The sequence below is a fragment of the Aliirhizobium wenxiniae genome, from assembly GCF_014201355.1.
Lineage (GTDB): Bacteria > Pseudomonadota > Alphaproteobacteria > Rhizobiales > Rhizobiaceae > Neorhizobium > Neorhizobium wenxiniae.
The window spans coordinates 158,931-172,173 of sequence record NZ_JACHEG010000009.1 but is presented as its reverse complement, the minus strand read 5'-3'; the positions used below and the strand labels follow the sequence as shown (position 1 = coordinate 172,173).

Annotated in this window: 11 protein-coding genes; 10 read left to right on the top strand and 1 reads right to left on the bottom strand. The window is 61.2% G+C overall.

Annotated features, from left to right (window positions below):
* Position 1 precedes the first annotated feature (1 nt).
* From cbiE to cobM, 3 genes are read left to right on the top strand one after another with little or no spacing between them, the layout of a single operon-like run.
* Positions 2–1,252, top strand: a complete 1,251-nt coding sequence (gene cbiE / locus HNQ72_RS26045) for a precorrin-6y C5,15-methyltransferase (decarboxylating) subunit CbiE (RefSeq protein WP_183996816.1) — start codon at positions 2–4, stop codon at positions 1,250–1,252.
* Positions 1,249–1,635 (top strand): cobalamin biosynthesis protein, encoded by a 387-nt coding sequence (locus HNQ72_RS26040; RefSeq protein WP_183996814.1) that lies wholly within the window; start codon positions 1,249–1,251, stop codon positions 1,633–1,635. The genes cbiE and HNQ72_RS26040 overlap by 4 nt, the downstream gene beginning before the upstream one ends.
* Positions 1,632–2,429, top strand: a complete 798-nt coding sequence (gene cobM / locus HNQ72_RS26035; protein WP_183996812.1) for a precorrin-4 C(11)-methyltransferase — start codon at positions 1,632–1,634, stop codon at positions 2,427–2,429. The genes HNQ72_RS26040 and cobM overlap by 4 nt, the downstream gene beginning before the upstream one ends.
* On the opposite strand, the gene HNQ72_RS26030 is transcribed toward cobM, so the two are convergent.
* Positions 2,405–3,514: a cobalt-precorrin-5B (C(1))-methyltransferase gene (locus HNQ72_RS26030; protein WP_183996890.1), complete on the bottom strand. Its 1,110-nt coding sequence runs from the start codon at positions 3,512–3,514 to the stop codon at positions 2,405–2,407. The genes cobM and HNQ72_RS26030 overlap by 25 nt on opposite strands.
* Before the next feature lie 59 nt (positions 3,515–3,573).
* Between HNQ72_RS26030 and cobA the strand changes: the two genes are divergently transcribed.
* The 7 genes from cobA (at position 3,574) to HNQ72_RS25995 (ending at position 13,214) form a co-directional block, all read left to right on the top strand.
* Positions 3,574–4,377 carry a uroporphyrinogen-III C-methyltransferase gene (gene cobA, locus HNQ72_RS26025; RefSeq protein WP_183996810.1) on the top strand — a complete coding sequence of 268 codons (804 nt, stop codon included), beginning with the start codon at positions 3,574–3,576 and terminating at the stop codon, positions 4,375–4,377.
* Positions 4,374–5,687: a cobyrinic acid a,c-diamide synthase CobB gene (locus HNQ72_RS26020; RefSeq protein WP_183996808.1), complete on the top strand. Its 1,314-nt coding sequence runs from the start codon at positions 4,374–4,376 to the stop codon at positions 5,685–5,687. Before cobA ends, HNQ72_RS26020 begins: the two co-directional genes overlap by 4 nt.
* A gap of 354 nt (positions 5,688–6,041) precedes the next feature.
* On the top strand, positions 6,042–7,631 hold the full coding sequence (locus tag HNQ72_RS26015; RefSeq protein WP_183996806.1) for an ABC transporter substrate-binding protein: 1,590 nt from the start codon (positions 6,042–6,044) through the stop codon (positions 7,629–7,631).
* Positions 7,632–7,724: 93 nt separating this feature from the next.
* Positions 7,725–8,732: an ABC transporter permease gene (locus tag HNQ72_RS26010; RefSeq protein WP_183996804.1), complete on the top strand. Its 1,008-nt coding sequence runs from the start codon at positions 7,725–7,727 to the stop codon at positions 8,730–8,732.
* Positions 8,729–9,556, top strand: a complete 828-nt coding sequence (locus tag HNQ72_RS26005; RefSeq protein WP_183996802.1) for an ABC transporter permease — start codon at positions 8,729–8,731, stop codon at positions 9,554–9,556. The genes HNQ72_RS26010 and HNQ72_RS26005 overlap by 4 nt, the downstream gene beginning before the upstream one ends.
* Positions 9,549–11,186, top strand: a complete 1,638-nt coding sequence (locus HNQ72_RS26000) for an ABC transporter ATP-binding protein (protein ID WP_183996800.1) — start codon at positions 9,549–9,551, stop codon at positions 11,184–11,186. The genes HNQ72_RS26005 and HNQ72_RS26000 overlap by 8 nt, the downstream gene beginning before the upstream one ends.
* Positions 11,187–11,207: 21 nt before the next feature.
* On the top strand, positions 11,208–13,214 hold the full coding sequence (locus HNQ72_RS25995) for a CocE/NonD family hydrolase (RefSeq protein ID WP_183996798.1): 2,007 nt from the start codon (positions 11,208–11,210) through the stop codon (positions 13,212–13,214).
* The last annotated feature ends 29 nt before the right edge of the window (positions 13,215–13,243 follow it).

Genomic DNA, 13,243 nt, shown 5'->3' with positions numbered 1-13,243 from the left:
ATTGCCTCCTGAATCAGAAAAACAAGCTTTAAACCAAAGCCGCTGGCTGTCCATTGTCGGGATCGGCGAGGACGGCGTGAAAGGGCTGGGCGATCGCGCCAGGGGGGCGATAACCGATGCTTCAATCGTCTTCGGCGGCAAGCGGCATCTGGAGCTTGCAGCGCCGCTGATAACCAGCGAAGCGCGGCCATGGCCGACGCCTTTCGACGCGGCGATGCGCGATGTCATGGCGCTGAGAGGGCAAAAGGTTTGCGTGCTCGCATCCGGCGATCCGTTCTTTTATGGCGTCGGCGTCACCCTGTCGCGTCACATCGGCTCTGACGAGTTCATCACCTACCCATCACCCTCGGCTTTCTCGCTGGCGGCTTCGCGGCTTAGCTGGGCACTGCAGGATATCGAAACCGTTTCTCTGCATGGCCGCCCGATCGATCTGATCCGGCCGCTACTGCATCCGGGCCGGCGGATCATTGCGCTGACCTCCGATGAAAAAGGCCCTCGGGAGCTGGCGGCACTGCTGACGGAAAGCGGGTTTGGCCGATCCGATATGATCGTACTGGAAGCGCTGGGCGGCGAGGCTGAACGGACCCGCGCCTGCAAGGCTGCGGACTTCGCACTGCAGGATATCAACGCCCTCAATGTCGTGGCCGTCGAGGTGGTCGCAAGTGCCGATGCGCGCATCCTGCCGCTTGGTCTCGGGCTGGATGACGCGCTTTTCGAACACGATGGACAGATCACCAAGCGAGAAATCCGGGCGCTGACGCTGTCGGCGCTCAGCCCTCGGCGGGGTGAGCTGCTCTGGGATATCGGCGCCGGTTCCGGCTCAATCGGCATAGAATGGATGCTGGTCGACCCGTCGATGAGAGCGATTGCAATCGAGGCTCATCCGGAACGCGCCGCACGGATCAGGCGCAATGCTGCCAGCTTCGGGGTGCCGGGACTGATGCTCGTTGAGGGCAATGCACCGGCAGCGCTCGACGGCCTGCCGCAACCCGATGTGATTTTCATCGGCGGCGGTGGCAGCGAACCTGGCGTTTTCGACGCAGCCGTATCGGCATTGAAGCCCGGCGGTCGAATGGTCGCAAACGCGGTGACGCTGGAAATGGAAGCGGTGCTGCTGGCGGCACAGACTAAACTCGGCGGCAATCTGATCCGCATGGAAGTTTCACGCGCAGCGCCGGTGGGCGCGATGCAGGGCTGGAAGCCGGCAATGCCGGTGACCCAATGGACATGGACCAAAGGAATGAAATCATGATCGTTGCCGGTCTCGGCTGCCGCAAGGGCAGCACGCGCGAAGAACTTCTGTCGGCGCTCGATGCCGCCTGTGTGGAAGCGAAAATTTCACGTGAATCCATCACGGCACTCGCAACCGGCGAGATCAAACGCGAGGAAGCCGGTATTCTGCAATTGGCCGAAATGCTGGGCCTGCCGCTCCATATCGTGGCGGACGATGCCCTGATGGACGCGGAACCGCGGACGAAAACCGTGTCACGGCACAGCCTGGCGAAAACGCTGTCCTCCAGCCTTTCGGAAGGCGCGGCACTGGCTGCAGCCGGCGAGACGTCGGAAATCATCGTGCCGAGGCTGATATCGCAGGGTGCTACATGCGCGCTGGCAGAAATGAAAGAAGAAGTATGACCGTCCATTTCATTGGCGCAGGTCCGGGTGCCGCAGACCTGATCACCGTGCGCGGTCGCGATATTCTCGCCCGCGCGCCGGTCTGCCTTTATGCCGGCTCGATCATGCCCAAGGAGCTGCTCAACTGGTGCCCGAAGGATGCGCGGATCGTCGATACCGGCTCTCTGTCGCTGGACGAGATCGAGGCCGAGTATGTTGCAGCCCATAAAGCCGGCAAGGATGTCGCACGGCTGCATTCCGGCGATCTCTCCGTCTGGAGCGCGGTTGCCGAGCAGATCCGCCGGCTGGAAAAACACGGTATCGATTATACGCTGACGCCGGGCGTGCCCTCCTTCGCCGCCGCAGCCGCCGCCCTGAAGCGCGAACTGACCATCCCGGAAGTGGCGCAAAGCCTTGTGCTTACACGCGTTTCCGGCCGCGCTTCGAAAATGCCGGAAGGCGAAACGCTGAAGGCATTCGGCGCGACTGGCGCAACGCTGGCGATCCACCTCGCCATCCATGCGCTGGGAAAAATCGTCGAGGAACTGACGCCGCTTTATGGCGCCGATTGCTCGGTCGCGATCGTTGTGCGCGCCTCATGGCCGGAAGAGCGGATCATCCTCGGCACGCTTGCCGATATCGAGGCGAAACTGGCGGAAGAACCGGCAGAACGCACGGCGCTGATCTTTGTCGGCAAGGGGCTGGGCGCATCCGATTTCGTCGAGAGCCAGCTATACAATGCTGACTATGTAAGACGGTTTCGCCCCGGTTGGGACCAGTTCAGCAAGGATCACGCCGATAAGGGTTCGGAATGATCGGAGGGCGTGAACTGCGTCTTGCCGACAAGCTGGCCTTGCCGATCGAAGACCAGGATTTCCAGAGCGATATCCGGCGTATGCAGCGCCTTGGCCGCCGTTTTCCAGGCGAGTGCCGCAATGCGGTTGCCAAGCGAAAGCCCGCTTTCATCGGCAAGCTGGAAGGCGTGCGACACGGTATTCGCCGCGGTAATGCGCGCCACGAGATCGGCCGCAGCACCGGCTTCGGCGGCAACCTTGGCCAAAGCCTCGAGATCGGCAAGTCCGCGCTTGGAATGCACATCGAGCATGCCTTGGGAAAGCTTGGTCATCTTGGCGACGCCGCCGGCAATCGTGACCTTTGGCACCGGGTGGCTGCGCAGATATTTCAGCATCCCGCCGACGAAATCGCCCATGTCGATCAGCGCGATCTCGGTGAGGCCGTGATGCGCCTGCGCCGCCTTTTCGGAGACATTGCCGGTCGCCCCGGAAACATGGTCGAGACCGGCTGCCCGCGCCACATCGATGCCGCGCCAGATGGAGTGGATCCACGACGCGCAGGAAAACGGAATGACGATCCCGGTCGTGCCGAGGATCGATATGCCACCCAGGATGCCGAGCCGGCCATTGAGTGTGCGTTCGGCAATCTTCTCGCCATCGGCAACCGAGATCTCGACTTCGAAATCCCGCTCGCCATGGCAGACCTCCAAAATCGCCTGAGCGATCATCTTGCGCGGTACCGGGTTGATCGACGGTTCGCCGGGCGGCAACGGCAGGCCGAGCCGTGTCACGGTGCCGACGCCGGGTCCCGCCTTGAAGGTGATGCCGGTGCCGGGCAATCCACGGCGCAAGGTGCTCATGATCAGCGCGCCATGGGTGACATCCGGATCATCGCCGGCATCCTTGACGATGCCAGCCTTGGCAAATCCGCTGCCCTTCTCTTCCATGGCAAGAGCGAAGGCCGGGCGCTGGCCGCCAGGCAAGGTTACCTCGACCATGGCCGGAAACTCGCCGGTCATCAACGCAAGACAGGCGGCCTTACTGGCTGCCGCCGCACAGGTGCCCGTCGTCCATCCACGACGCAGGTTCTTGCTTTCTGTTTCAATGGCCGCTTCCATGGCCGTTTCTATAGCCCGGCCGCCACCGGCCGGCAAAAGGTTTGAATATGTCCGTGAATGAGTTGTTGGAAACGATCGTCGATGCCCCGGATTTCGCCCCCGGCCACGTATGGCTGGCGGGTGCCGGACCGGGTCATCCGCGTTATCTGACGCTTGAAGTGGCCGATGCGCTGAAAAAGGCGGATGTGATCGTGCATGACGCGCTGGTTTCTGACGGCGTGCTGGCGCTGGCGACGACCAAAGATCTGATCTTCGTCGGCAAGCGTGGCGGCAAGCCTTCCGTCGCGCAGGACGATATCACCGCCAAGCTGATCGAACTGGCAAAGGCCGGCAAGCGCGTCTTGCGGCTAAAGGGCGGCGATCCGTTCATCTTCGGTCGCGGTGGTGAGGAAGCGGAAGCGCTGGTGAAGGAAAACATTCCCTTCCGCGTGTTGCCCGGCATGACATCCGCATTGGCGGCCCTCGCTTCCGCCAACATTCCCGCCACGATGCGCGGCATCAGCCGTTCGATCACGCTGGCAACCGGACACGCTGCCGGCACGCCCGGCGATCTCGACTGGAAGGCGCTGGCGAAGACCGGCGAGCCGATCGTCGTTTATATGGGAGTGAGCACGATCGGCACGATCGCCCGATTGCTGATGGAAGGCGGCCTTGCCGCCGACACGCCCGTTGCCGTGCTGATGGCCGCAACAACGCCGGACGAACGTTCGATGACGGCAACGCTTGCTACCGTCGAGGCGGAAGTCCAGCGCCAGAACTTTTCGGCACCGGCGCTGATCGTCATCGGCAGGATCGTTTCAATGCAGGCCGTCCTGTCCGGGCAGGCCGTGTCTTCGGGTGAAAACCCATGACCGCCCGCGCCCTCATCATCGGCGCACCGCGCTCCGGCTCCGGCAAGACAAGCGTCACGATCGGCCTGCTCCGGGCGTTTCAGCGGCGCGGCATTAAGGTGCGCGGCATCAAGACCGGGCCGGATTATATCGACCCCGGCTTCCACGAGGCGGCGACCCGCCTGCCCGGTCTCAATCTCGACAGCTGGGCGATGGCGCCCGGCCTTCTGCGCCATCTGGCGCGTGAACAGGCGGATGACGCCGAACTGATCCTGATCGAAAGCGCCATGGGCCTGTTCGACGGCATCGTTACCGAACCCAATCGCTCCGGCGCCGCATCCGATCTGGCCCGACTTTTCGGCCTGCCCGTGCTTCTGGTGCTCGACGTTTCCGGCCAAAGCCAGACGGCGGCCGCAATTGCCTGCGGTTTCATGCATTACGACCCGGATGTGAAGATGGCCGCCTGCGTGCTGAACAGGGCCGGCAGCGAGCGACACAAGAAGCTTTCCGGTGACGCGATCGAGGCGCTTGGCCTGCCGGTCGTCGGCACCGTGCTGCGTGATCCGACGCTGACGCTGCCGGAACGCCATCTCGGCCTCGTCCAGGCGAGCGAACACCCGGAAATGGATGCCCATATCGACCGTCTGGCCGATGCGATGGAGCGCTCGCTCGATCTCGATGCGATTTTTGCCGCCGCAAAACCCTTTGATATTCCAATGGGTTCGACGGAAAAGTCACTTCGACCGCCGGGCCAGCGCATCGCGCTTGCCGAGGACGCGGCCTTCACCTTCCTCTACCCGCATATCAAGCGGCAATGGCGCACCGTGGGGGCGGAGATCATCACCTTTTCACCGCTGGCCGACGAAGCGCCGCCGGCCGATTGCGATATCTGCTGGCTACCCGGTGGGTATCCCGAGCTGTATCCCGCCAAACTGGCCGCCGCCGACAATTTCAAGGCGGGCCTGAAGATCTTCGCCGAAACAAAACCCGTTCACGGCGAATGCGGCGGCTACATGGTGCTGGGAGAGGCGCTGGAGGATGCCGACGGCGTGACCCATGCCATGACCGGGCTGCTCTCCCATGCCACGAGCTTTGCGAAGCGCAAGATGAATCTCGGCTACCGCCAGGCGCGCCTTCTGAGGCCTTCCGCGATTGGTTCGCTCAACGACCTGATCCGTGGTCATGAATTCCATTACGCACGCGTGATCGATGTTGGAAACGACGAACCTCTCGCCATGATTGCAGACGGTCGCGGCGTCGAAATAGGTCCATCCGGCGGAAAACGAGGGTCTGTGACCGGCACGTTTTTCCATGCAATAGCGCGCGATTGAGCCGATCGCACACCTGCCTGACAGGTGTTAAATTTTCGCAACCCATGGGAGGTTGCCAAATGTGTCGCATCAAAGGCACTTAATGTCGTAGCGAAGGCTCACCCGCGCGACACCGCGCCCTTACCATTCATCAAGCCTCAACGGGCCTTCGATCACTAGGCAGAAATTCCCCGAGGCACGAGCTCACGAAGATGAGCCGGGGTCTGCGCAAGAAAGGAAGTTATGTCGGCGGCAACCGAACCATTTCCCACGATCGACAGCATGAAACACCCCTCTCGATGGAAGAGGAAACCGCGCGACGGGGTGTCGATGACAAGAACACAACTCTGCATCGGATAAAGGGGAACAAGGGAAATGAACGATTTCACCAAATACTTGGCCGGACGCGTGACGGCAGGCGGCATGAACCGCCGCGAATTCATGGGCCGCTCCGTGGCAGCCGGACTGACACTGACAGCAGCAGGTAATCTTTTCGCCACCAGCGCCGCAGCTCAAACGCCCAAGAAGGGCGGCACCTTGAAACTCGGCCTCGAAGGCGGTGCGGCAACCGACAGTATCGACCCCGCCAAGGCAACCTCCCAGGTCATGTTCACCGCCGTGCGCACCTGGGGTGACACGCTGGTAGAGACACATCCTGAAACCCGTGCGCCCATCCCGTCGCTCGCCGAATCCTGGGCGCCTTCGCCGGATGCCAAGACCTGGACCTTCAAGATCCGCAAAGGCGTGCAGTTCCACGACGGCAAGGAAATGACGGTGGACGATGTGGTCGCCACCCTGAAGCGCCACAGCGACGCAAAAACCGAATCCGGCGCAGCCGGCATGCTGAAGTCGATCACCTCGATCGAAAACAAGAGCGGCGATCTGGTCGTTACGCTCGATGCCGGCAATGCCGACCTACCGGCGATCTTCACCGATTACCATCTCGTCATCCAGCCCAATGGCGGCGCAGACAAGCCGACCGCGGGTGTCGGCACCGGCGCCTATAAGGTCAAAAGCTTCGAACCTGGCGTTCGCATGACCTTCGAGAAGAACCCGAATGACTGGCGCGCCGACCGCGGTTATGTCGATTCGGTCGAAATCATCACCATGAACGACGCGACGGCCCGTATTGCGGCACTTTCGTCCGGTCAGGTCCAGTTCATCAACCGCGTCGATCCGAAGACGGTGCCGCTTCTGACCCGCGCCCCAACGGTGCAGCTGCTGACAACGTCCGGCGGCGGCCACTATGTCTTCATCATGCACTGTGACAAGGCGCCGTTCGACAACAACGACCTCAGGATGGCGCTGAAATACGCGATTGATCGCGAAGAAATGGTCAAGCGCATTCTCGGCGGTTACGGCAAGGTGGGCAACGATTTCCCGATCAACGACACCTATGCGCTTTTCCCGGAAGGGATCGAGCAGCGCACCTACGATCCCGACAAGGCGAAGTTCCATTACCAGAAATCCGGCCATAGCGGCTCGGTTCTCCTGCGCACCTCGGAAGTCGCCTTCCCTGGCGCCGTTGATGCATCGGTTCTTTTCCAGCAGAGCGCCAAGAAGGCCGGCATCGACATCGAGATCAAGCGCGAGCCGGGTGACGGCTACTGGTCGAACGTCTGGAACGTCCAGCCCTTTTCTGCCTCCTACTGGGGCAGCCGCGCGACCCAGGACCAGTTCTATTCCGGCGCCTATCTTTCGACCGCAGACTGGAACGACACACGCTTCAAGAACGAGACATTCGACAAGCTTCTCATCTCCGCCCGTGGCGAACTGGACGAGAAGAAGCGCCGCGAGATGTATCGCGAAATGGCGATGCTGGTGCGTGACGAAGGTGGCACGATCCTGCCGATGTTCAACGACTTCGTGAATGCCGGTTCGAAGAAACTAAAAGGTTACGTCAACGACATCGGCAACGACATGTCGAACGGTTATGTCGCGACCCGCGTCTGGCTCGAAGCCTGATCTTTGAAATGAGCTTTGCGGCTCACCGATGAAAATGGACCGCAGGATGATCCTGCGGTCTCACCCTTCATTTCGGACACGGGATCGCGCCAGATGTCAAATTCCGCAGAGGCCGGCGGCACGCCTGCCCGCAGCCTGAGGGAGCGGTTTCCGCTATTGACCCTCATCTTCGAGCGTTTTCTCCTCTCGCTCCTTCTTCTCTTCGCCGTTTCCGTGCTGATCTTTGCCGGTGTGGAAGCTTTGCCCGGCGATTTCGCCTCCACCTATCTTGGCCAATCGGCCACCCCTGAGACGATCGCCAACATCCGCGCCGAACTCGGCCTCGATCGCCCCGTCGTCACCCGTTATTTCGACTGGCTGGGCGGTGTCGTCCAGGGTGATTTCGGCACCTCCTGGGCAAGCCGCAACTCGGTCTCAGAACAGGTCGGCAAGCGGCTAGGTAATTCGCTGTTTCTTGCCAGCTTCGCCGCCATCATCGCCGTACCGCTGGCGATCGGTCTCGGCATGTTGTCCGTGCATTTCCGCGACCGGATGCCCGACAAGATCATCAACGTCATCTCGCTTGCGGCGATCTCGCTGCCGGAATTCTTCATCGGTTACCTGCTGATCCTCTATTTCGCCGTCAATTTCGGCATCGCCACCTTCCCGGCAACGGTTTACGAGGGCATGGGCTTCCTCGAACGTATCCAGACGATTGCGCTGCCGACGGCAACGCTGGTTTTGGTGGTTCTCGCCCACATGATGCGGATGACGCGCGCGGCGATCCTCTCCGTCATGTCTTCCGCCTATATGGAAACGGCCGAGCTGAAGGGGCTTTCGAGCTGGCGAGCAATCGTCAAGCATGCCGCGCCCAATGCGCTCGCCCCGATCATCAACGTCGTGGCGCTCAACCTCGCCTATCTGGTCGTCGGTGTTGTCGTTGTCGAAGTCGTCTTCGTTTATCCCGGCATGGGCCAGTACATGGTCGATGCGGTGACGGTGCGAGACATGCCGGTGGTGCAGGCCTGCGGCCTGATCTTCGCCGCCGTCTACATCCTCCTCAACATGGTGGCCGATATTCTTGCGATCGTCGCCAATCCTCGCCTGAGGCATCCGCGATGAGATTGAGAGAAATCCCCATCACCGCCTGGATCGGCCTTTTCGGCATTGCGCTCGCCATCTTCTGCGCCCTCTTCGCCCCGCTGATTGCACCCTATGGCGAAACCGAGGTCGTCGGTGGCGTCTGGCAGGTGGCCGACGGCCAGTTCTTCTTCGGCCTGGACAATCTCGGCCGTGACATTCTCTCGCGGCTGATCTACGGCACCCGCACGACGCTGTTCGTGGCGTTGGCGGCAACCGTGATCTCGTTTTCGCTCGGCATCATTTTAAGTTTCATCGCAGCCGTCTCCGGCGGCGTGATCGACACAGTCTTCTCCCGTTTCAACGACCTGATGATGTCGATCCCGACGCTGATCTTCGCACTCGTGGTGCTGGCCGTCCTGCCGCAATATCTGTTCGTGCTGATCCTCGTCATGGCGGTGCTCGATTCCACCCGCGTCTATCGCCTCGGCCGCGCCGTGGCGCTCGATGTCGCGGTGATGGAATTCGTCGAGGCTGCAAAACTGCGCGGTGAAGGCAAGATCTGGATCATATTTCGCGAGATCCTGCCCAATACGCTGTCGCCGTTGCTTGCCGAATTCGGCCTGCGCTTCGCCTTCGCCATCCTTTTCCTCTCCACCCTCTCCTTCCTCGGCCTCGGCATCCAGCCGCCGACAGCCGACTGGGGCGGCATGGTGAAGGACAACAAGGACGGTATCATCTTCGGCATCCCCGCAGCACTCGTGCCCGGCTCCGCGATTGCGGCACTCTGCATCTGCGTCAACCTCGTGGTCGACTGGCTGCTGAAACGAACCTCCAGCCTGAAGGGAGGCCGTGGCGATGCCTGATACCAATCTTCTCTCCGTCCGCGATTTGAAGATCGAGGCCACAAGTTACCCGCCCGGCGAACAGCCGAAACGGATCACCATCGTCGATGGCGTTTCCTTCGATCTGCAAAAGGGCAAGGTTCTGGGCCTGATCGGCGAATCGGGAGCCGGCAAATCGACGATAGGGCTATCCGCCCTCGCCTATGGTCGCGGCGGCGCGGAAATCACCGGCGGCGAAGTGAAACTCGACGGCACCGACATCCTGAAGCTCGGCAAGGGCGGCATTCGCAAGCTGCGCGGTGCCCGTATCTGCTATGTGGCTCAGTCTGCCGCAGCCGCCTTCAACCCGGCCCATAGGCTGGGTGACCAGGTGATCGAGGCCACTGTAAAGCATGGCCTGATGAGCAAGCAGGAGGCGCGCAGGCGGGCGCTCTATCTCTTTCAGGTGCTCGGCCTGCCGAGCCCGGAAAGCTTCGGCGACCGATTTCCTCATCAGGTTTCCGGCGGTCAGCTTCAGCGCGCCATGACCGCCATGGCGCTCTGCTCCAACCCGGATCTGATCGTCTTCGACGAGCCGACGACTGCGCTCGACGTGACGACGCAGATTGATGTTCTGGCCGCGATCAAGCAGGCGATCGAGGAAACCGATACGGCCGCGCTCTACATCACCCATGATCTCGCGGTGGTCGCCCAGATCTCCGACGACATCATGGTGCTGCGCCATGGCAAGACGGTGGAATATGGCCCGGTACAGCAAATCATCGAAACACCGACGCAGGACTACACCCGCGCGCTGGTCAACGTGCGCCAGACAGCGCGCGAGGAGGCCGCCGACCAGTCCAATCCGCTGCTAAAGGTGGACAACGTCAGTGCGGAATATTCGAACGGCTTCAAGGTGCTACACGGCGTCTCGCTGCATCTCTGCAAGGGCCAGACGCTGGCGATCGTCGGCGAATCCGGCTCAGGAAAGTCGACGCTTGCGCGTGTCATCACCGGCCTTCTGCCGCCGAGCGAGGGCAAAATCACCTTCGAGGGCAAGCCGCTGACGCCGGCACTGAAAAACCGCCCGCGCGACGATCTGCGCCGAATTCAGCTGATCTATCAGATGGCCGATACGGCGATGAACCCGCGCCAGACGGTGCGCGAGATCATCGGCCGACCGCTGACCTTCTATTACGGCCTGAGAGGCGCCAAAAAGACCGCTCGCGTGAAGGAACTGCTTGAGCAGATAGAGATGGGCAACGGTTTCATCGATCGTTATCCGGCTGAACTTTCCGGCGGACAGAAGCAGCGTGTGGCGATTGCCCGTGCGCTGGCGGCGAAACCTGAACTGATCCTTTGCGACGAACCGACCTCGGCGCTCGATCCTCTGGTCGCCGAAGGTATTCTCAAACTGCTGATGAAACTGCAGGAAGAGCAGCAACTCTCCTATGTCTTCATCACCCATGACATCGCTATCGTGAAGGCAATCGCCGATTCGGTCGCCGTCATGCATCGCGGCAGGCTGGTCCGCTTCGGCCCGAAATCACAGACACTTTCGCCGCCCTTCGACGACTATACCGACCTCCTCCTCAAATCCGTGCCAGAAATGGAACTCGGTTGGCTGGAAAAGGTGCTCGCCACACGGCGCATGGAAAGCGCCGGAAACTGAACATCGAGTGTTGAAAGTAGAATGAGCATGGCAGACCGTTCCTTCACCCTCATCGAAAACCAGTGGATCAGGCTGAAGGACGGGACCCGGCTTGCCGCCCGGATCTGGATGCCGGACGGCGCAGAGGCTTATCCGGTGCCGGCCGTGTTCGAATTCCTGCCCTATCGAAAGCGCGACGGGACGAGCCCGCGCGACGAATCCACCTACCCGGTCTTTGCCGCGGCCGGCATTGCCGGCGTGCGCGTCGACATCCGTGGCTCCGGTGAATCCGATGGCGTGATCGACGGCGAATATACCGAGCTGGAACTTGCCAATGCCTGCGAACTGATAGGGTGGATCGCCGAACAGCCCTGGTCGAACGGTTCGGTCGGCATGATGGGGATTTCCTGGGGCGGCTTCAATAGCTTGCAGGTGGCAGCCCTTCGCCCCCCGGCCTTGAAGGCAGTAATCTCGATCGCCTCGACCACCGACCGCTACAATGACGACATCCATTACAAGAACGGCTGCCATCTCTCGGCGCAGCTCTCTTGGGCGGCCACCATGCTCGCCTATCAGTCCCGCTCGCCCGATCCTGACATCGTCGGCGACCGCTGGCTCGACATGTGGATGGAGAGGCTGGAAAACGAACCTTTCTTCATGGAGGAATGGCTATCGCACCAGCGCCGTGATGCATTCTGGAAACACGGTTCGATCTGCGAGGACTATTCTGCTTTCGAAATCCCCGCTTTAGTGATTGCCGGCTGGGCCGATGGCTATCGCAACACGCCGTTTCTGGCGGTCGAAGGATTGGGCGACAAGGCCAAGGCGCTTGTCGGCCCATGGGTCCACAAATACCCGCATTTTGCCTGGCCGAAGCCACGCGCCGATTTCCATGGCGAAGCGATCGCTTTCTGGAACCGCTGGCTGCGCGGCGAAGACAACGGCATCGACCAGCTACCGCAGATACGTGCCTATATTCTCGACGGTCCGAAGCCGGCTGTCAGACGCGATGCCGATCCAGGTTTCTGGGTCTCGAAAGACCGCTGGAGCACACCGGAAGCCGAGTGCTTCTATGTCGATCAGTTCGGCACGCTGCTCGAAGGCATGCCTATCCCGCATGCGCCGAAGCATGACGTCTATCTGAAATCCCCGCTCGACACGGGAACGGCCGCCGGTGAATGGTTCACGCTGAAACCGGATGCGGAACTGGCTGGCGACCAGCGGTGCGACGATGCCGGCTCGCTGACCTTCGAGACGGCTCTTCTCAAAGGTGAGAAAACCTATCTCGGCCGGCCGGTCATCACGCTGACGCTCAGCGCCGATGCCGAACTTGCCAATCTCTGTGCCCGTATCGTCGATATCCATCCCGATGGCACGGCGACCCGCGTTTCCTTCGGCGTCATCAATCTTGCCCATCGGGACGGCAATGAGGAACCGAAGCCGCTTATACCCGGTGAACCGGTAACGATCCGGCTTGAGCTTGATGCCTGCGGTTACCGCTTCGGCGAGGGTCACAGAATCCGGCTATCAATTTCCACCGCCTACTGGCCAATGGTACTGCCGCCACCGGTCGATCCCGGTGTGACGATCGATATTGCCTCGCTGGGTCTCGCCATGCCGCTTCTCGGCGACCACGAAACCTTCGAGATGAAGCAGCCGGACAATCTGGATCCGCTGCCGAAATATATCGAACACGCGCCGTCGGAAACACGCCGCAGTGTCACCCGCGACCTTGCTGCCAACCAGACACGTTATGAGGTGACGGAGGATACCGGGCTTTTCGAACATCCCGACACCGGTCTTGCCACCCGCCAGCGCCGCGAGGAGACCTGGTCAATCAGCCCGGACGATCCATTGTCTATGACAGGAGCATGCGTCTGGATCTGCGACATGAGCCGCTCCAACTGGTCGATACGTACCGTGTCTACCGCCAATATAGCCTGCACGGACAAGGATTGGCTGATCAGCGCCAAGGTTCTGGCCTATCACGGGGAAAAGCAGATCTTCGAAAAGACATTCGAGAAGACGATATCGCGTGACCTCATGTAAACGGTCAGGTTCACCACATCGATGTGAGT